The following is a 20456-nucleotide window of genomic DNA, read 5'->3' on the forward strand; positions in this document are numbered from 1 at the left end:
AACCTATCTTTGGCCAAAAATGTACGAATGAGTTTTTCTAATCTCGGCCTTTCGGCTCCGCTGCTGGAAGCAATAAGCAAAGCAAAATACGAAAATCCCTCCCCCATTCAGATCAAAGCGATACCGGCTATTTTAAAAAAGAAAGATATTTGGGGTTTGGCTCCAACGGGATCTGGAAAAACAGCAGCTTATGTGTTGCCTGTTTTGGAAATGTTTCAGGGTAAACCCTCTGTAAAAAGCAGATCCATGCCGGTGCTGGTGCTTGTTCCTACTCGGGAACTTGCCACTCAGGTAGAAGAAACGGTAAGTATTTTTAGTGAATTTTTGCCCAGAAAAGTGAAATCCATGGCGGTTTATGGAGGGGTTTCCATCAATCCCCAAATGGTAAACCTGTATGGTACCGAAATCCTGATAGCAACCCCTGGCCGATTACTGGATTTAATTTCAAAAAATGCAGTGGAGTTTTCCGCCTTGGTAACGCTGATCCTTGACGAGGCCGATAAAATGCTCAACCTTGGATTCAAGGAAGAAGTGGATGAAATCCTATCCCGATTGCCTAAAAAACGTCAGAATATCCTTTTTTCTGCTACTATGGACGAGCCAGTGGCAGGCTTATCGGCCAAATTGCTTCACCAACCGGTAAGAATAGAAATAGCGCAGGATATAGTCACCCCTTCCCAAATAAAGCAATCGGCCTATTTGGTAACTCCCGAAAACAAGGGGCCTTTATTGAGGTTTCTGATCAGCGAGGGAAACTGGACTCAGGTGTTGGTTTTTGCCAGTTCCAAACGGGCGGCAGATAACCTCGCCGCCAAATTAAAAAAACACGGAATACAAGCCCAGTCCTTTCATGGGGATAAAAGTCAGGCTGCCCGGACAGAATCGCTTCGGAATTTTAAACAGGGAAACTTACGGGTTTTGGTGGCCACCGATCTCGCCTCCCGGGGCATCGATATCCAGTTTTTACCCCATGTGGTCAATTACGAATTGCCGCGCTCCCCAAAGGATTACATTCATCGCATCGGTCGGACGGGCAGGGCCGGGTCGGAAGGAGAGGCCATTTCCTTGATTTCGGAAGAGGATAAACATCATTTCAAGGTCATTCAGAAAAAAATGAAAAGAAGGGTAGAATTGATTGATCCAAAAAACCTGGGCTTTTGATCGTTCTGATGAGGCCATTTAAAGCGATAGGTGCATTTGTTGCTATTTTTATCCGTAGATTACCCGGATCAAGCCGTTTTCTATGGATTTGATCGAAATTTTTCGGAACTAGCGGCGGAGCCCCGGATACCATTTTTCAGCATTGGTCCGGTAGATCTTATCCACCACCGTCTTGGGCAATTTCAATCCGTTGAAGGTACCGGTGACTTTTGGTACCTGCATTTCTTGGTCCCCGGTAAAAAATTGCCAATGCCTTAACCAAACCTGATGGGCATGTTCCGAAATTTCTTCCGGTTCCGTCAATCCCTTTGCCTGTATGTCCGATGCTCCGGCGCGCAAATCCGTTCCATAGAGGAGTCGGTCCTGGTAGGTAATGATGAAGTCGCGCACCCCTTCCCAATTGGTGACGGCCTGGTGTTGCAGGTGGGAGATCCTTTCTGCCATATCCACTGCCATGTTGGGAAAGGAATCCAGTCTTTTTGCCAGTTCATTGACATCGTATTCCAGGCTTCCCAAATGAGCCCCAACAAATCGCAAGTCAGGATTATTGGCTAGCAGTTGATCCCGGGCAGCAACCTGCTCCTCATACGAGGGTAAATCCGGGAATTGATGCATGTGGTATCGGGGGTTTTCCCGAAAATAATCCCTGTCCCCCTGTACCGTCATTTCCTCCAGCGGCAGCCAGGTGTTTTTCGGTTCCCCAAGATGACCTAGCAAGGTAATGTCTTTTTCCACCAACAACTGCAGGATGGAATCGAAGGCAGGATCGGTAATCATTGCCAACTCGTCCCTTTCATTTTTCAACTCCATGCCAATATTTTTCCAAACTTTTACCGCTATAGCCCCCCTGGCAATGGATTTTTCCAAATAGTCCAGGGTTTTACTTTCCCAATTGCTGTTGTTAAATCCTTCCAGGGAAAAGGTGGTGCCATAGGTAACGATATTCGGAAATTCGCCGATGAGTTTCAACGAAAAATTTTCTTGCGCTTCCGGTGTCAGGTTTGGAGAAGTATACACACTTACGTTCAGCAATCTAAACTTATCCCGGGCTGCCTGACGTATGAAAACGGTATCGAAATCCGTTCTTAGATGTACATGGGCATCGATTTTTTCTACGCGACCAAAATCTGCGAGCGTATAGTAAATGTCTTCGGCCGATGAGTTGTTTTTTTTCGGTGTAGGGGTCGTTTGACCGAAGGTAAAAAGCGAGACAAGGCATAGGGAAAATACAAACAAATTGGATATTCTGGTCTTTTTATTCATGGTTTTCGAAGGAGTGTGTTAAGAAATTTTCCGATTCTTATCCGTTACCTGTAGGATTGGACGGGGAGGTTTACCCCTGGTTTGGTATAATTTTAGAGAATTTATGGGTTAAAAAAAAGGACTATCACTCATTTATAAGGGGATTGCAGCGTTTGCCCTACCTTAATTGATTTGGCAAGCTTAACATGGGTGGAAAATAACCAGATCGATGGGAGGAGTTCTTTGGGGATATTGAGTAGGGTTTTGACCTTTCCTTAACCGCCAGGTAGAAATGTATTCCTATGCGGTTATCAAATTAGCGCTTTGTACGGATAAGATTGCTTTGCCACTTTAGATTTTCAAAAATCCTTTGCTTCAATTTATGAGGATTGTACCTGTAGGTATACTCGTAGATGTAGGGTTGAAGGTTCTTAACCGAATGAAGGGTGTTTCTCCATCAGGCTTTAACCATCATAATCACCTGATGCATCTGCTTAAATTTATCATTCTTTTTCCTGATTTTTCACATATCATTTTGGGGAAATGAGCATCCATTCTCTTATACCTCAGTTCCCCCCAACTATTTGAAGCATGACCTTTTGGAAGGCAACATACGATGACATTCAAATATGGAGAGACTCTTTTGTTTTTTATTCATACACTCTAGGTTTTGAGGCAATGCAGCCATATTTTAAGTAGGTATAAAATTCCTTATTCAACCCTTTTAATTGCTTTAACTACTGCTTTTTTGGGTGAAAATTTAAACTTTTTGTCATGTTTGGGTTAACATATTACACAGGATGGGTAAGATTTTGGATACTTAGCCTGAAATATGCGGCTAAATTTATTTTTTAACATTTAAACCTTCTCAGATGAAAAAATTTTATCCCAAAAAACCTGAATACTATTTCTACCGAAGAAAAATTCGGCAAATAGGCATTCCATTTAGCAAAGTTATTTATGGGCTTGGTATATTTCTCCTTCTTACCATTCAAATTGCTACTGCAGGATCATCAGGTCAAGAAATTCACCCTATTTCAGAAAGCAATGTCGCCTCCAATACTACCAACCTGGATTTGAGGAATGAAGATTCTGGAGAGAACCTGAATACTTTAAGTGTTGCCATTCAAATTTCCGGAACCGTTACAGATGAAAATGGGGACCCCTTGCCCGGGGCAACGGTGCAGGAAAAAGGGACAACAAATGTTACAGTAACGGACGTTGATGGAAATTTTTCGTTGACTGTTCAGGACAATGCGTCTCTCATTATTTCATTTGTTGGATTTGTTTCCTATGAAGTGGAGGTCACTAATGAAAGCGAACTCGAAGTAAGCCTTGTACCTGATGTCACTTCGCTTGAGGAAATGGTCGTGGTAGGATATGGTACGCAAAAAAGGTCAGATGTGACAGGTTCAGTTGCCAGGATGAACACTGAGAAGACCCAAGATTTATTGAATACCAATATTCTCCAGTCTTTAAAAGGTAGTGTAGCGGGAATGACCATAGCCACACCAGATCGACCCGGAGAAGAACCCTCCTTTAGGGTTCGTGGTACAAACTCGATTACTGCAGGTAATCAGCCATTGATCGTGCTGGATGGTGTAATTTATAATGGATCTATGAATAACATTAACCCCAATGACATTGAAACGGTTGATATACTGAAAGATGCAAGTGCCGCGGCCGTCTATGGTTCCAGGTCCGCAAACGGAGTGATTATCCTTACCACTAAAAAAGGAAAAACGGGCAAACCGACCTTCAATTTTAGGGCGAATTATGGTATCTCCAACCCCGTAAAATTGATAGATGTACTCGACGGACCGGGTTACATTCAAAAGGTTCTTGACTTCAGGGAGGCAATTGGACAGGAAGCTATTCCTGATAATGTGACCGATTATTTAAACCCAATCGAAGCGGAAAATTACCAGGCTGGAAGAACCATAGACTGGTACGAACAATTGGTAAATCCATCTACTACTCAAAACTACAACCTGAGTATTTCTGGAGGAAATGACGTTACGAAATATTTTATTTCGGGAACAATATTCGATGAAAGTGGTATTGTCGAAAATGACAATTTTGAAAGGAAAACTGTTCGTGTAAATTTATCCAATAAAATTACTGATTGGTTTAAGGTGAGTTTACAATCGTCGTTTTCTAATCTGGATTATTCAGGAGTTCCGGTGGACTTATATTATGGACTTAGCCCCTATAGTAGTTTGAGAAATGATGACGGTAGCTACCGTCAATTTCCAATGGATGATCCCTTTTTTGCCAATCCCTATTACAGCACATTGATTGATCATTCAGACAGGAGAAATGATCTATGGGGAATGATTTCCAGCGAACTGGAGGTTCCATTTATTCCCGGTCTTGTTTGGACGTCTAATTATTCTTTAAACAAAGGGGACAGACAGCTTAATCGTTTTTCGGATAATAGGATTGCACAACAAGCTAATGGAGTTGCATTTCAACAGTCTTTCAATAACTTCTACAGTATATATGATAATATACTCAACTACAGGAAGGTGATTAAAAATCGACATGGGATTGATGCCACTTTTCTATATAGCCGGGAGTATCGGAAAACATCTAATTTCAGGGCTGAATCCAGAGATTTTTTCAACCAAAATCTTGGCTATTACAATTTGGGATTAGGAGCTGTTCAGTCAAATTCAAGTGGTTTTAGTGACCAAAATAACGTTGGTATAATGGGTCGCCTGAATTACTCATTTGATGAAAAATATTCCGTGACTGCCACATTAAGAAGAGACGGCTCCTCTGTATTTGCAGAAGGAAACAAATACGCAACTTTCAAAGCACTTGGTTTGGGATGGGTTATTTCTAACGAATCGTTTATGAACAGTGTTTCCCTATTTGATCGTTTGAAATTGAGAGCTTCTTATGGTGAAAATGGTAACCAGGCTATTTCAAGGTATCAAACCCTGGCCAGGCTGGCAAGTCGGAATGCCGTATATGGTGATGGAAGCGGAATAGCCAACGGTGTTTTTGTAAACTCCTTAGCTAACAATGAATTAGGTTGGGAAACTACTGAAGTATATAATTTCGGGCTAGAATTTGGTGTTCTAGGCGGCAGGTTGTCTGGAACCATTGACTATTACACATCTACCACAAGTGATCTATTGCTTAACAGAGCAATTCCTAGAACATCGGGTCAGGGGTCGATATTGAGTAATATTGGCCAGGTTGGCAATAAAGGAATTGAAATTGCCTTGAATTCGGTCAACGTAAAAACACTCAATTTTTCCTGGGAAACGGGATTGATCTTTGATCGACAGCGGAATGAAATTCAAAAATTATATGGAAAAGATGAAGATGGTGACGGGGTTGAAGATGATGATATAGCCAATAGATGGTTTATCGGAGAACCTTTAGGGACCATATTTGGATTCGGCATTGATGGGGTCCATCAGGCAGGCGAAGGGGATCTCCCTCCCGGATATGAACCGGGTGATTTTAGAATAATAGATTATGACGGTGATGGTGAACTGACTGCTGATGACCGCCATATTTTAGGGACATCCAGGCCCAATTATTCATTCAGTTTATCAAATACGGTTAGATATAAAAAGTTTTCCCTTTACGTGATGATCAATGCCATTCAGGGTGGAGGTAATAGAAATTTTTATGTTGGAAATAACCTATTCATGCATAATCCAAATGCACAGTTTTCTTCCTGGACAGAGAGATTTAATATCGTAGATATTGATTATTGGACACCAAATAATCCATCTAATTCAGTGGCAAGAATAAATTATATTCCTGTACGAAGTCATCCCTATCTGGAGGATAGAAGTTTTGTGAGAATACAGGATATTAACCTGGGTTATTCCTTTGGAAATGAATTATTAAGTAAAATAGGTTTCTCCAACCTCAGGTTATATACGAGCATTAAAAACCTCTATACCTTTACTAAGTGGACCGGATATGATCCGGAAAATGGATCATCTATTAATGGTTTTCCACTTATGAGGACAATTACTTTCGGTATTGATGCTTCTTTTTAATATAAAAAATTAATAGAAATGAAAATATTAAAATATATATACGACAGGCTGATAATAACGTTCAGCATTTCAGCTATATTAATGGCTTTATCATGTGATGATGATTTCTTAGAAGAAATTCCAAGAAGTTTTTTAAGTCCGGAAATAACTTTCACAAATACGGAAGGTTTTAAGGCTGGATTAACAGGTGTCTATAGTTTAACAAGGGCATTGTTCCTGCCTGATGCCCCAGGCACAGCTTGGTCTGATAGGGACGATCTAATGAGTCTTAACTATGGGACAGATATTGGATGGTATTGGGACAAAAAGAACTTTTTCGGCGACTATTCGATTATCAATCCCTCGACAAATTATCCCTCGCGTTTGTGGAATCTACTTTATATAATCATTAAGGATGCAAATGTTATTATTACCCGTGCTGAGAATGAAGATGTCGACTGGAGCGCAGCCACAGATAAAGAGGAAGTAATCGCCGAAGCAAGGTTTTACAGGGCTTTTGCCTACCGGTATTTGGTTTATCATTTTGGAGGAGTCCCGATTATTGAAGGTGAAATTACTGGGGCGAAGCTTGATTTTGTAAGAGCTACCAAGGAGCAGGTCCTGGATTTCATGGTTGCAGATTTACAATTTGCTTCTCAGAATTTACCGGTTGAAAATCCAAATGACGGACATGTTGTAAAAGCAGCGGCCGATCACTTATTGTCGGAAACCTATATCTCAACCGGAGATTATGATTTGGCCATCCAGGCAGCTACCGCAGTAATCGATGATGGTCAGTATGCACTGATGAGAGATAGATTCGGAACCTTCTCAGATCAACCAGGTGATGTTTTTTGGGACCTTTTTAGATACGAAAATCAAAACAATCCTGCAAATACGGAGGTTATTTGGACTGCTCAAGTAGAATTTAACGTGCCGGGCGGAGCAGGAAGCTTCAACCGAACTGAACGAGCCTGGGGACCATTCATGGATCCGGTAAGAACGCCGGACGGTCTTGATGCAATACTTAAGGATGAATTTTGGGGACGTCCGGTTGGTTTTATAAGACCTTCAGTTTTCCTGGATTCTACTGTCTGGGAATCAGATTTCAACAATGACATGCGTAATTCTTCCCATAATATGCAACGGGAGTTTATTATCAATAATCCGGCATCTGCACATTTTGGTGAAGTGATAGTACCTACGGAAGCCCAAAAAGTCAGGAATGTCTTTGTTTATATTAAAAAGGCTTCCATGCCTAATGGTCGTCCGCAGGGATATGATCCAGGTGGAAGGATTTATACCGATATTTACATATTCAGACTTGCAGAAACGTATCTGTTACGGGCGGAGGCACATTTAAGAAATGGAGATAATACCCGTGCTGCGAATGATATTAATACGGTCAGGAGCCGGGCAAATGCCACTCCAGTTGATCCCGGAGACGTGGATATACACTATGTTCTGGATGAGCGAGTTCGCGAGCTGATAGTTGAAGAACCCCGCCAACTGACGCTTAGGAGGGTCGGCCTATTGGGTGAAAGAATACAAATGTATAACCCCGTATCAGGGCCTACATTTACTTTTGGCCGCGATGAATTACTTCCTATCCCACAAGCAGAAATCGATGCAAACACAGAAGCAGAACTAATACAGAACCCAGAGTATAATTAGTAGGATAACATAAAAATATAATTTAGTTTGATTTCATAAAATTGCATTCGGAATTACCCGGATGCAATTTTTTCATGTAAGTGAATAAATTTCTATTTGTACTTGGTTGTTAATAATTCAGAGATCACTATTCGTCTTATTTGTGAATGTTATTCCAGATGAAAAGACTGCTGCTTAAAATGATGCTGACGGTTATTTCCAATGGTATTAAAAGGTTAGTAATGAAAAATTCTTTTGCAAGTTTTATTTCTTTTGTCAGGTTTGGTACTCCTATCATCATTTAATCGGAACAAAAAACGACCAGGACCTCTTCCAAATGTTTTGATGATTAGTATTGACGACCTGAATGATTGGTTGGGATGTTTAGATGGCCACTCTAATGCAAAGACCCCAAATATCAACCGTCTGTCAGCAAAAGGTGTCCTGTTCACCAATGTCCATTGCCAGGCAACAAATTGTGGGCCTTCCCGGGTATCCATAATGACCGGTTTATGGCCTTCCATTTCTGGAATATTTTAGACAAAATGGCTATCAAACGATGGGAATTGGTAAAATTTTTCATGAAAATGCCCCTGATGGCGTTTTGATGAATTGGTGGGAGATTATGTGGCCTTGAACTCTAAAACAGAAATGAAGGAACCAACCTGGCTTTTTTGCTAAAAGGAAAAAACGACAAGCCCATAAGGTTTTTTCAACCTGATATATGGGAGCGAGGGGATAATGAATCAAAAACATTCGAATGGAAAAGACTAAAATTCGGTAAAGGATTTATATAGGCTGCAAGGGAAAGGATAAAATTTCCCGAATATCCTGCTATCCGGGCTTTTACTTTTTTGAGCACAGTAATAGCAGGGAGGTCATAAAAAGCAAATACACATTCATTTAATATCCCCCGTATCAAAATCTATGCGTCCAACTGCGATAGCATTCGGTAGGAAATTCTATTAATTGTTAAAACAACTCTTATAATTCTCTAATAATATTTAAATTTTTACAATATTATGGGGTCATTTTATGTCGAATGTTACTCTTTACAATAGCGAGTCAATTACTGATTAAACCCAATGAAACCCGAAAAGAAGGAAAATCTATCCCCTACCAATTTGGTTTTGACCCAAAACCAAAAAGAATCCATACTCAAATTTGAGAACAAAACAGATGAAGAGGTATGGACTGCCTTTGACAGGGGAAATGAATTGGCTTTTAACTATATCTACAGAATTCATGTGAAAAGCATGTTCCGATACGGCTCCCAGATCACCTGTGATACCGGTTTGATTCAGGATTGTGTACAAAATATTTTTATCCAATTGCGAGACAAAAGGGGCAGCCTGAGCACCGTCCATAATATAAAGGGGTATTTATTCAAATGCCTGCAGCGGGAAATTATCCGAAAACTCAAAAAGGATTCGAAATTAGGTAAGGATGGCTTGGATCAAAACGAAACCTACTTTCCGGTTACCTTATCCCATGAGACCGTTTTGATACATCAGGAAAAAGATGAAGAATTCAGACAAAAAGTAAAGACCGCATTAAATGAGCTGACAGCCAGGCAAAGGCAGGCCATTTTATTGCTTTATGAAGAGGGAATGAGTTATAAGGAAATTGCTGAGACCATGGAGTTCAGTGAGGTAAAATCAGCAAGAAAAATCATTTACCGTGCCCTGGCTGCATTAAAATGCATCTTAAAAAAATAATTCATCAAATCTATTTTTAAGGTTTTAGAAGTAAAATGAAATACACCGAATACGATACGATAGATTTTCTTTCGGATGAATTTTTTATCCAATGGGTGAAAAATCCGGATAAAAACACCCGGCATTTTTGGGAAAAGTGGGTACAGCAACATCCTGAAAAGAGAGATATGGTTTTAGAAGCAGCATCCATCATAAGATCTGTAAAATATGCCAATTCTCCTGAATTTTCGGACGAAATGTATGTGGATGTTTTTGAAACCATTGTCAAGGCAGGAAATCAAAGTTGTAGGAAAGAATCAAAATCTTGGTTTACCTTCTATCCCCTTAAAAATATTGCCGCTATTTTCCTTTTCGGTTTTTGTGGCTGGATAGTCCATTTCCATATGATTGTGGGAATAGAACCTGAAATCCCCGTGATTTTGGAGGAAAATACTGTTTTTAGAAGTGTCCCCCTTGGCAAAAGGTCTGTCATTACTTTGGCAGATAGCAGCAGGGTATTCCTCAATTCCGGCAGTGAAATGGAGTATCCCAAAGCCTTTAGTCAGGGAGACCGATGGGTTCGATTGAAAGGAGAAGCTTTTTTTGAAGTCAGGAGGAACGGATCTTCGTTTAGCGTTTTTGCCAAAAACACCGAGATCAAAGTACTAGGCACCTCATTCAATGTAAAAGAGGAAAACAAAGACCTTTCCATAGCATTGGTAAGCGGCAAAGTGCAGGTAAATGACCAGAAGGGCAATCAGGTTCGGTTAAACCCTTCGGAAATGCTGGCCATCAAAGAAGATGGGAAATTTTCCAAAACAGGCTTTGATTCTCTGGAAGTGACCGGGTGGAAGGATAGGATATTGGTATTCCGTTCGGCTACTTTTGGGGAGGTGAAGCGGAAAATCGAAAATTGGTACGGCGTAGAAGTGAACTTAGCTGGGAAAGTTGCCGAGACTTGGAAGTATTCTGGAATTTATAAAGAGGAGACCCTGGAAAACGTATTGAGGGGGATCTTTATCACTTCAGGAATGCAATTCAATATCGAGAACAAAAAAGTAACTTTATTCACCCCAAAATAACAAAACATGAAAAAATTGGATACAGGATAAAACAAGGGCAGGACCCATTCTGGGGAGATAGGTGTCCTGCCTGAACTTGCCTTCACAAGTTTTCAGGAGATAAAGGCAAGCGTTCAAGCTATCAATCACTTAAACTATTCAATATTATGAAAAAAAATATACGGAGACAACTTATTATGCTGTCCAGGCGAATGATTCATGGTTTCTTGATTCAGTTGCTTTTTTGTACGGTGCTGCTGGCCAATACAGGAAATGCGCAACGAAAAAATATTGAGCAGGTAAAGGTATCCATTCATCTGGAAGATGCTCCTTTAACCAGCTTCTTTGCTGCTGTTGAATCCAAAACGGATTTTAAATTTACCTACAACCATGATATGCTGGATTTAAAAAAGCGTATCAATATTGATGAACGAAGGATCTCCCTGTATAAGCTTCTCAGTACCATTGGAGGGCAGGCTTCGCTGAGTTTCACCCAGGTAAATGAAAATATTCATGTCGGAATACTTGAGAAAGGAAATACTTCCGTTACCATTGATGGGGATCTTGCAGTTGATATTTCCGGAACCGTAACCGATGAAAACGGAGCGCCTTTACCGGGTGCTACCATTACAGTCCTTGGCACTACCACGGGTACCGTCACAGATATTGATGGTAACTATTCCATAACCGTCCCGGATGAAGCGACTCTGGTATTTTCTTACATTGGCTATGAATCAAAAACGGTAGAAGTAGGCGCACAAACCACCATTAACATTACCTTGTTACAAGATGCGTCATCCCTTGAGGAAGTGGTGGTGATCGGATATGGTACTCAAAAGAAGAGAGATGTTACCGGTTCTGTAGTAAGAGCAGATATTGAAGCCTTCCGGGAATCTCCCAATGTCAATATTGCCCAATCGCTCCAGGGTTCAGTGCCCGGACTAAATGTAGGGCAGGTTAACCGGGCAGGCCAGAACCCGTCTATTTCAGTCAGAGGAAGAACAACCCTTAGCGGAAACCAGAGTGTGTTGATAGTAGTGGATGGCATTATTTTTACCGGAAGCCTAAGTGACCTGAATCCCAATGACATTGAGTCGATCGATGTGCTGAAAGATGCCAGCAGCATGGCCATATTTGGAGCGCAAGCTGCCAACGGGGTGATCATGATTACAACCAAAAGTGGTAAGGTAGAACAAAAACCTATCTTTAATTATACCGGAACCTATACCACCCAAACCCCCACTAATAGGCTCAAGTTATTGGACAGGGAGGGATTCCTTAATAAAATAAGGGATCAGGATTGGCGAGAATCTTTTCTTCCCCCAGATTATACCCAACCTAACCCCGACTATAATGTAGGAGCCTTATTAGAGCCAGCTTTATATGAAGGATTTGAAAATGGGACGGATTTTGATTGGTGGGATGCTGCCACACAGACGGGTTTTATAAATAATCATAATTTGAGTGTTCGTGGAGCTAGCGAATCTACTTCTTATTTTCTGTCTGGGGGCTATACCAAACAGGAAGGTTTTATCATGAACGATCAGTTTGAGCGGATTACGGCAAGGATAAACCTGGATCACCAAATTTTAGATGGCTTTCGTTTTGGGGTACAGACCTTTGGGTCCTTTGCAGACAATTCCGGCGAAATTCCCTCATTGGGAAGTATTACTCAAATGTCTCCCTTGGTTCGTCCAAGAGATGAAGAGGGCAATGTGATCTTGAATCCTGACGGATCTTTAAGATCCAATCCTTTCCTGAGTTCTTTGTCCAATGATTTTGATAAAAGAAATAATCTATTTGCCAATGTATATATGGATCTTGAAGTTCCGTATATCGAAGGATTGAATTTCCGAATAAACTTTGGAAATAATTATACCTGGAGGAGGCACTACAGAAGCAATGAATTTGGTGCCGGAGCAGCCGGTTTGGCCTTTAAGCGTAATTACCATGCCTATGACTGGACATTGGACAATATCTTAACTTACCGACGTACATTTAACAACGACCATACCATTAACCTGACCATGGTGGCGGGTCGTAGGGAGCTGAAAAATGAAAGTACACAGGCAAATGGCACCAATTACACTAATTTAGGCCTGGGATACAATGACCTCAGCCTGGGACAGTTGCAGTTGATCCAGTCCAGTGCCTGGGATGAAAGCTATCTGTATCAAACCGCTCGCATCAATTATGATTTCAGTGAAAAGTACCTGATTACCGCCACGGTGCGTAGGGATGGTTTTTCCGGATTTTCGGAAAACAATAAATTTGGTATTTTTCCTTCTGTTGGTATAGGTTGGGTGCTTAGTGAAGAAGGTTTTATGGACCAATCCATATTCAGTTACCTGAAGTTCAGAGGCTCCTACGGAACCAATGGCAACCTCACCAGTAGGTACTCTTCCCTGGCAAGGGTCTCCTTGTATCCGGCATATGTTTTTGGTGAAGGGGGATCCACCATTTTTGGCCAGCGGGTTACCACCCTTTCCAATGCAGATTTGTCCTGGGAGACCACGACAGGATATAATTTTGGATTTGACTTTTCTTTATTCGATAGCCGCTTAACCGGTACCTTGGATTATTATCAAAATACCACCAATGATTTGCTCTACAGCATCAATATCCCGGAAATAACAGGCTTTAACAATATCTCTACGAACGTTGGTGAGATCGCCAATCGAGGTGTGGAATTCGTTTTGAAAGGTGATGTAATGAATTCAGGTGTGTTTAACTGGAATGCCAATTTTAATATTTCCTCCAATCGAAACCGAATCGTGTCTTTATTAGGCTTGGATAATGACGGAGATGGGGTAGAAGACGATCTGATCGGCAGTGGTTTGTTTATTGGAGAATCTATCAATTCCATTTATGAATATGAATCAGCCGGGATCATTCAATTGGGTGAGGAAGGTACTCCTGGTTTTTTTGTAGGAACCCATCAGATAGTAGATCAAAATAATGATGGAGTAGTGGATGCCAATGACCGGGTGATCATTGGTAGAAATGAACCGGCCTTTAGATTCGGATTGATGAATGAATTCAGCTACGAAAATTTCACCTTCAGGTTCTTTATCAATTCTATCCAAGGGGGTGGGAATGGATATATTGGGCTTAACGCAACCAATTTTGGGCAATCGGACAATGCCCGAAGAAATAATATATTCGTGGATTATGATTATTGGACCCCATCCAATCCCGATGCACTTTTCAGAGATCAGGAGCAAGAGGCTGGTATTAATTATCACTATTATAGCGATCGTAGTTTCGTAAGGCTTCAGGATGTTACCTTGGCGTACAGGTTTAATCAAAACCTCATTCAGCAGTTTGGAATCCAGGGGCTGAAATTATTTGTAAGTGGAAAAAACCTGGCTACCTGGACCAATTGGGTAGGCTGGGATCCTGAAACAGGAAGTGGCCTGGATCCCTCTGGTTTGCCGGTGATGAAAGGCTTTTCAGCAGGTTTGGATGTCAGTTTTTAATCATTAAAATAAGGAATCATGAAAATATTCAATTATATCATACTTTGTGCAGGAATTTTGGCCATTGGAATTTCGGGTTGTGATGAATCCGCCATTCTGGAAGAAGTCCCGTTGGATTTCGCCAGCCCGGAAAATTCTTACATTACCTTCTCGGATTTCAGTGCTGCCGTAAATGCGCTTTATGACCAATCCAGGGTAATTTTATCCGATGGGGAACACCGACCTTTGGATTATATCTATGGAACAGACCTGGGGTATAATGCAGCCAACCAACTCAATGTGCGATTCGGTTCTTATTTAGCCACGTTATTGCCCACTAGCGGCATGGTGGAATTCCATTGGCGACAATATTACCGGGTGATATCAGGTGCCAACATCATCTTAAACCGAATGGGAAATTCGGCCATGACAGATCAGGAGAAAACACTGATTGAGGCACAGGCGAAATTGTTCAGGGGCTTTGCCTACCGGAACCTGGCCCATCTTTTCGGTGGAGTGCCATTGGAGCTGGAAGAAGTAAGTTCTCCGAAAACCGATTATGTAAGGGCAAGCCGGGAGGAAGTTTACCTTCAGGCCGCCGAAGATTTGGAATTTGCAGCCGCTAACCTGCGGGGCATCACCGAAGTACGGGATGGAGAGGTCAATAACCTGGCAGCTTACCATATTTTGGCCGAGGTTTATGTGTCTTTGGAGAGGTGGACCGATGCGATTACAGCAGCCAGCATGGTTATCGATGATCCTAATACGGCATTGATGACTGAACGTTTTGGCTCCCTGGCAGGTGAACCCGGAGATGTGTACTGGGACTTGTTCCGGAGATACAACCAAAACAGAGGAGTGGGCAATACCGAAGGAATTTGGGTATGGCAATACGAAGTGGATGTTCCTGGCGGTGCTATTTCATCCTCAAGTAGGCAAGGACCCCAATTGGAAAGAGACCATGCCCCCAGACCCTGGAGTTTTATTGTTCGGGATCCCTCAGGAGTCGCTCCCTTTCTACCTCTTGGTGTATCAGATAATACCGGGGGGAGGGGCATTGGCCGCTTTAGAGGCACCAACCATTTCAATTATGGGATCTGGCATTACGACTGGGACGACATGCGGAATTCGGAACATAATTTTATCCGGGATGTGGCCTTTAACAACCCGGAATCCGAATGGTACGGTCAAAACATATCCGATCACATGCCCTTGTTCAGGCAATCTCTGAATGATACCATCAGGTTTTTTTATCCATATCAGTCCAAGGTTACTACTCCTGGTCAACATCCACCAGAACTCTTCGTGGACCCAAACCTTATGACACTTAATGCGGCCACCGCTGGCACTACTTACAGTGATCAATACCATTTTCGCCTGGCCGAAACCTATCTGTTGCGCGCTGAAGCCTATTTGGGTAACAGTCAACCCGCAGAAGCCGCCAACGACATCAATGTGGTCAGGGATAGGGCCAATGCCATGCCGGTGAGTCCGGGAGAGGTGGACATCGATTTTATCCTGGATGAGAGGATGCGGGAGTTAGGGGTAGAAGAAAAAAGGCGCCTTACCCTAAATCGCCTGGGCCTACTCTACGAACGAACAAACCGGTACTGTGAAGGCCGGCCCGATGTAACCAATTTCGGTGTGGATGTACAGCCTTATCATAACCTGTGGCCCATTCCATTTTCTGAAATTGAACGAAATACCGGTGCCCAACTGGCACAAAATCCCGGCTATGCGGCCGAATAGGTCGGGGTTTCTTTGTTCTATAAATTCGGGAAATAACACGATCTTTGATTATATTATGCCCGATTAACAAATTTTACACCCGAAACCAAGCATTTATTTTATGAAAAATGTGCTCAAAATAATTGCCCTATTTGCGGCTCCTTTGATTTTTGGCTGTTCATCCACTGAGGAAGAAACGGAGAAACGCTCCCCCAATATCCTCTTCGTGATCAGCGATGACCAGTCCTTTGCCCATACCAGCTTTGCAGGAAGTAAATTTGTCCAGACTCCTGCATTTGATCGGGTAGCAAGAGAAGGGGTTTATTTTACCAATTGTATCGCCGGTTCACCCGGATGTGCCCCTTCAAGGAGCAGCATCATTACCGGCCGCCACCATTGGCAAAATGAACAATCCGGACAACATGCAGCCCCCTGGCTAAAGAAGCATGTGCCTTTTGTGGATTTGCTGGATAAAAATGGCTATATCACGGGCCGAACCGGAAAGGGAGTATCCCCTTTCCGCTATGCCCGAGATGAAAATGATTCCCTTTGGAGGGAGACCGATGCTGCCGGGATCGCCCATAGCAATATCCGCTATGAACCAGGAACCGAGGGAGATGCCCGACCTGCCAATCAGATAAATACCCTGAATTATTTTGAAAACTTTAAATATTTCATGGAAAATGTAAGGGAAGCTGACGATCCTTTTTTCTTTTGGTACGGTGCCACGGAACCCCACCGTGCCTTTGAGCAGGATTCCTGGAAACGCACTGATAAAAAACTTTCCGATGCGGAAGTTCCCGGCTTTCTACCCGATCATCCCATTGTAAGGGGAGATCTACTGGACTATGCCGTAGAAATTGAATGGTTTGACCAACACCTGCAATACATGCTGGAATACCTGGAAGAAACAGGCGAACTGGATAATACCATCATCATCGTCACGTCAGATAACGGCATGGCTTTCCCAAGAGCGAAGGCCAATGGGTACGATTATGGTATCCATGTTCCCCTGGCCATTCGCTATCCCAGTGCCTTTCCTCCGGGCCGAACCGTGGACGATCCCATTAATTTCATCGACCTGGCACCCACCATTCTTGACCTGACCCATACCAGTGCGGAAGGAATGTTGCCAATTACAGGAGAAAGCATCCGGAATATTTTGGAATCTCCCAGAGAAGGTACGGTGGACCCCTCAAAGAAGTTTGTATTTTCTGGTCGCGAGCGACACTCTGCCTCTCGTTATCAAAATTGGGGATATCCGCAGCGGATGATCAGGAACCAGGAACATTTATTGATTTGGAATATCAAGCCCGATCGCTGGCCGGCAGGAGCTCCCCAGCGTATCGATCCGGAAAACGAAAACGAGTTGCTGCCCCTTTATGGGATGGACGAAGAAGGCGAGCACCATTCCGATTGGGCTTTTACCGATGTGGATGCGGCACCTACCAAATCTTTTCTGGTAGAAAACCGGGATGAGGAGGACGTGCGGCCATTTTTTGAAGCAGCATTCGAAAAAAATCCGGAAGTGCAACTTTATAATATCCAATCGGATCCCGATTGCATGAATAACCTGGCAGATGATCCTGATTATGCCGAAATCAAAGAGGAATTGCGGCAGGCCCTGCTGACCGAGCTGCGGGAAACAGAAGATCCCCGGGTAGTGGGTCCGGATCCCGAAGTGTTTGATTCTTACCTGCGCTACAGTCCCATGCGGGAATTTCCAAAACCCATCGAAGGAAGTACATTAAAATGATTGGTTTAGATCGTTTTGGAGGGGGATTGCTTGTCTTGGTTTTTCTTTTGCTTAGCAAGGGGGGCCTGGCCCGGGAAATGCCCCCTGACCGACCCAACGTACTTTGGATCACCTGTGAGGATATAAGTCCCTATCTGGGGAGCTATGGTTTTGCTCAGGCGCATACTCCCAATCTGGACAAGCTGGCCAAAAAATCAATCCAATATAGCCAGGCCTATGCCGATGCTCCTGTCTGTGCGGTAGCCCGGGCCACCATCCTGTCGGGAATGTTTGCCTCCACCACCGGTACCCACCAAATGCGCACCCGGGTGCAGTTGCCGGAACAGATTCCCGCTTACCCTAAAATACTAAGGGAAGCAGGCTATTATTGTACCAACAACAGTAAGAAAGATTACAATTCCAATTTCATACTTGACCCCGATCTGTGGGACGAATCCAGCAAAAAGGCACATTATAAAAACAGGGATGCCACTCAGCCCTTTTTTGCTATTTTCAATCTAACCGTTACCCACGAAAGTCAGCTTAGCGAGGAAAGGATCCAATCCTATGTAGAAAATGGAATGATCCCGGAAAAGCCCCGGATTGATCCGGCGGATATCGAATTGCCCCCTTACCACCCCGATCTACCCGAAATCAGGGAAGATTGGGCGAGGTTTCACGACCTGATCACTTTGATGGATGCTCAGGTAGGGGAATTGTTGGAGGAACTGGAAGCGGCAGGCCTTGCAGAAAATACGGTTGTTTTTTTCTATTCGGATCATGGCGGGCAATTGTCCCGCTCCAAGCGGTACATTTACAATGTAGGCACCCAGGTGCCCATGATGGTACACCTTCCTGAAAAATGGGAACACTTGTCGCCGCTGCCTTCTGGAAGTGTGGATGAATCCCTGGTAAGTTTTGTGGATTTGGCACCAACCTTGCTTTCCATTACTGGTTGTGACATTCCTGCCATCATGCAGGGAAGGTCCTTTTTGGGAAAGGAATCCAGGGAGTCCCCTGATTTTGTCCATTTTTTCAGGGATAGAATGGCCGAACGCTATGATTTCTCCAGGGCAGTGACCGACGGAAAGTACTATTATATCCGAAATTTTATGCCCCACAGACCGAGGGGTCGGGATTCCCGGTACGGATACCAGGTGCAAGCCAATTGGCGGGCCTATGAAACGGCTTACGAGGCAGGGAATACCGATGAAATTCAATCCCAATTTTACGAACCCAAACCCCTGGAACAATTCTTTGATACAGAAGCAGACCCCTGGCAGGTAGATAACCTTATCGAACAGGAGGCCTCCAAAGCCAGGGTGAAAAGCATGTCTAAAGAACTGGATCGCTGGATGGTGGAGACCAGGGATGTGGGATTGATTCCGGAGCCCATGTTTCATGAACTGGTAGGAACAGGTAAAAAACATGCCACTCTTTATGAATATGCCCAAAGTAAGGAGTATCAGATACAGAAAATACTGAAAGCAGCGAAGGCGGCTACGGCTGATAAAGCTGGAAATTTACTGAAGTATTTGAAAGTGAATGACCCCATCATTCGGTATTGGGGAGCCTATGGGATTTTTCTTCATCCGGATCAAAGTGATAGGGTTCAAAGTAGTTTGAAAGCTATGATCCGGGAGGATAAATCCGCAGCCAATAGAATCATGGCTGCCCAGGCGCTTGCCCTGTGCGGAGATGCGGATACCGCCTTTGATGCCATCATGAAGGAAGCAATCGCAACCCCTCATGGCTATGTATTGCTGCAAGCCCTCAATGCCTTTCAATACAGCCATACGGACGACAGACTAAGCCTGGAAGATTGGCAAACCTTTAAGGAAAAGGAATTTGTAGCCAATGATCCCGGAGCTGGATTGGGCTATCCCCAGCGCATCATCGATGATGCCATTGCCCTATTTCCTGAGCGGCGAAAGGTGGATTGATGGTGGCAAATAATGACTGAATTCACTATATTTATTATATGAATTCCAAAAAGGACGATACCGTCAAAGAACCGGATCTGGAATACACCAACCATTCCTATGCCGACTACCTGACTTGGCAGATGAGGGAAGTGGTGGAACTGATTAGGGGGAAGATCTTTAAAAAAGCGGCAGCTGCTCCGGGAAGGATTCACCAAAAAATTTCGGGAGCGCTTTTTCTTAGGTTGGGTAATTTTCTGAGAGGTGAAAAATGTCAGATTTATTCCGCACCCTTTGATGTCCGGTTTCCTGAAAAATCCAAAGCTGATACGCGCATTCACAATGTAGTACAACCGGACATCTGCGTCATTTGCGATACCGAAAAACTGGATGAGCGGGGCTGTATCGGGGCCCCTGACCTGATCGTGGAAATCCTATCTCCCGGTAATAGTAAAGTCGAATTGAAATTTAAATTTAATCTTTATGAGTCCAACGGTGTCCATGAATATTGGATCATTCATCCCGAAACGCAGGATTTGCTTATCTACAGCCTCGTCGACGGAAAATACGTTCCCTCACGGCTTTTTACTTCAGGAGATGTGGTGGAGTCAACCGTCCTCAAGGGCTTTACACTGGATTTGGAGGAGTTTTTTGGGGATATGGAGTAGTGATGTAAACATTGCTTTATCCTACTAGAGAATGTATTCGTTTGCTGACCGTTACTTAATATACAGACAACCTGTTTGGTTTTGTTCCGTATAATTGTATATATTAAAACGTATATACAAAATC

General features: G+C 43.1%; 12 protein-coding genes. 11 read left to right on the forward strand and 1 reads right to left on the reverse strand.

Annotation, left to right across the window (positions count from 1 at the left end):
• Positions 1-27 precede the first annotated feature (27 nt).
• The gene (locus tag GJQ68_RS11860; protein ID WP_162417504.1) at positions 28-1161 is read left to right on the forward strand and encodes a DEAD/DEAH box helicase; all 1134 of its coding nucleotides are present in this window, start codon (positions 28-30) and stop codon (positions 1159-1161) included.
• 108 nt (positions 1162-1269) lie between these two features.
• Here GJQ68_RS11860 and GJQ68_RS11865 read toward each other — a convergent pair whose 3' ends face one another.
• Positions 1270-2424: an amidohydrolase family protein gene (locus GJQ68_RS11865; RefSeq protein WP_162417505.1), complete on the reverse strand. Its 1155-nt coding sequence runs from the start codon at positions 2422-2424 to the stop codon at positions 1270-1272.
• An 851-nt stretch (positions 2425-3275) separates the two neighbouring features.
• On the opposite strand from GJQ68_RS11865, the gene GJQ68_RS11870 reads away from it, so the two are divergent.
• The 10 genes from GJQ68_RS11870 (at position 3276) to GJQ68_RS11915 (ending at position 20332) form a co-directional block, all read left to right on the forward strand.
• Complete coding sequence (locus GJQ68_RS11870) at positions 3276-6431, forward strand: SusC/RagA family TonB-linked outer membrane protein (RefSeq protein WP_162417506.1); 3156 nt, start codon at positions 3276-3278, stop codon at positions 6429-6431.
• An 18-nt stretch (positions 6432-6449) separates the two neighbouring features.
• Complete coding sequence (locus GJQ68_RS11875) at positions 6450-8084, forward strand: RagB/SusD family nutrient uptake outer membrane protein (protein WP_162417507.1); 1635 nt, start codon at positions 6450-6452, stop codon at positions 8082-8084.
• A 324-nt stretch (positions 8085-8408) separates the two neighbouring features.
• Positions 8409-8603, forward strand: a complete 195-nt coding sequence (locus tag GJQ68_RS11880) for a sulfatase-like hydrolase/transferase (RefSeq protein WP_162417508.1) — start codon at positions 8409-8411, stop codon at positions 8601-8603.
• Between the two features lie 545 nt (positions 8604-9148).
• Positions 9149-9781, forward strand: coding sequence for an RNA polymerase sigma factor (locus GJQ68_RS11885; protein ID WP_162417509.1), 633 nt, complete (start codon positions 9149-9151; stop codon positions 9779-9781).
• A gap of 35 nt (positions 9782-9816) precedes the next feature.
• Complete coding sequence (locus GJQ68_RS11890; RefSeq protein ID WP_162417510.1) at positions 9817-10842, forward strand: FecR family protein; 1026 nt, start codon at positions 9817-9819, stop codon at positions 10840-10842.
• 146 nt (positions 10843-10988) lie between these two features.
• Positions 10989-14300 (forward strand): SusC/RagA family TonB-linked outer membrane protein, encoded by a 3312-nt coding sequence (locus tag GJQ68_RS11895; RefSeq protein ID WP_235941456.1) that lies wholly within the window; start codon positions 10989-10991, stop codon positions 14298-14300.
• Between the two features lie 18 nt (positions 14301-14318).
• On the forward strand, positions 14319-16028 hold the full coding sequence (locus GJQ68_RS11900) for a RagB/SusD family nutrient uptake outer membrane protein (RefSeq protein WP_162417511.1): 1710 nt from the start codon (positions 14319-14321) through the stop codon (positions 16026-16028).
• 100 nt (positions 16029-16128) lie between these two features.
• Positions 16129-17763: a sulfatase family protein gene (locus tag GJQ68_RS11905; protein WP_162417512.1), complete on the forward strand. Its 1635-nt coding sequence runs from the start codon at positions 16129-16131 to the stop codon at positions 17761-17763.
• Positions 17760-19685, forward strand: coding sequence for a sulfatase family protein (locus GJQ68_RS11910; RefSeq protein WP_162417513.1), 1926 nt, complete (start codon positions 17760-17762; stop codon positions 19683-19685). Before GJQ68_RS11905 ends, GJQ68_RS11910 begins: the two co-directional genes overlap by 4 nt.
• Before the next feature lie 38 nt (positions 19686-19723).
• On the forward strand, positions 19724-20332 hold the full coding sequence (locus GJQ68_RS11915; protein ID WP_162417514.1) for a Uma2 family endonuclease: 609 nt from the start codon (positions 19724-19726) through the stop codon (positions 20330-20332).
• The last annotated feature ends 124 nt before the right edge of the window (positions 20333-20456 follow it).

The organism is Cyclobacterium roseum (assembly GCF_010119225.1).
In the GTDB taxonomy this organism is placed as follows: Bacteria; Bacteroidota; Bacteroidia; order Cytophagales; family Cyclobacteriaceae; genus Cyclobacterium; species Cyclobacterium roseum.

What these genes read in the sequence shown, in the direction of transcription:
- GJQ68_RS11860 (WP_162417504.1), top strand. Translation starts at nt 28, where the DNA reads ATGAGTTTTTCTAATCTCGGCCTTTCGGCTCCGCTGCTGGAAGCAATA.
- GJQ68_RS11865 (WP_162417505.1), bottom strand. Translation starts at nt 2,424, where the DNA reads ATGAATAAAAAGACCAGAATATCCAATTTGTTTGTATTTTCCCTATGC.
- GJQ68_RS11870 (WP_162417506.1), top strand. Translation starts at nt 3,276, where the DNA reads ATGAAAAAATTTTATCCCAAAAAACCTGAATACTATTTCTACCGAAGA.
- GJQ68_RS11875 (WP_162417507.1), top strand. Translation starts at nt 6,450, where the DNA reads ATGAAAATATTAAAATATATATACGACAGGCTGATAATAACGTTCAGC.
- GJQ68_RS11880 (WP_162417508.1), top strand. Translation starts at nt 8,409, where the DNA reads ATGATTAGTATTGACGACCTGAATGATTGGTTGGGATGTTTAGATGGC.
- GJQ68_RS11885 (WP_162417509.1), top strand. Translation starts at nt 9,149, where the DNA reads ATGAAACCCGAAAAGAAGGAAAATCTATCCCCTACCAATTTGGTTTTG.
- GJQ68_RS11890 (WP_162417510.1), top strand. Translation starts at nt 9,817, where the DNA reads ATGAAATACACCGAATACGATACGATAGATTTTCTTTCGGATGAATTT.
- GJQ68_RS11895 (WP_235941456.1), top strand. Translation starts at nt 10,989, where the DNA reads ATGAAAAAAAATATACGGAGACAACTTATTATGCTGTCCAGGCGAATG.
- GJQ68_RS11900 (WP_162417511.1), top strand. Translation starts at nt 14,319, where the DNA reads ATGAAAATATTCAATTATATCATACTTTGTGCAGGAATTTTGGCCATT.
- GJQ68_RS11905 (WP_162417512.1), top strand. Translation starts at nt 16,129, where the DNA reads ATGAAAAATGTGCTCAAAATAATTGCCCTATTTGCGGCTCCTTTGATT.
- GJQ68_RS11910 (WP_162417513.1), top strand. Translation starts at nt 17,760, where the DNA reads ATGATTGGTTTAGATCGTTTTGGAGGGGGATTGCTTGTCTTGGTTTTT.
- GJQ68_RS11915 (WP_162417514.1), top strand. Translation starts at nt 19,724, where the DNA reads ATGAATTCCAAAAAGGACGATACCGTCAAAGAACCGGATCTGGAATAC.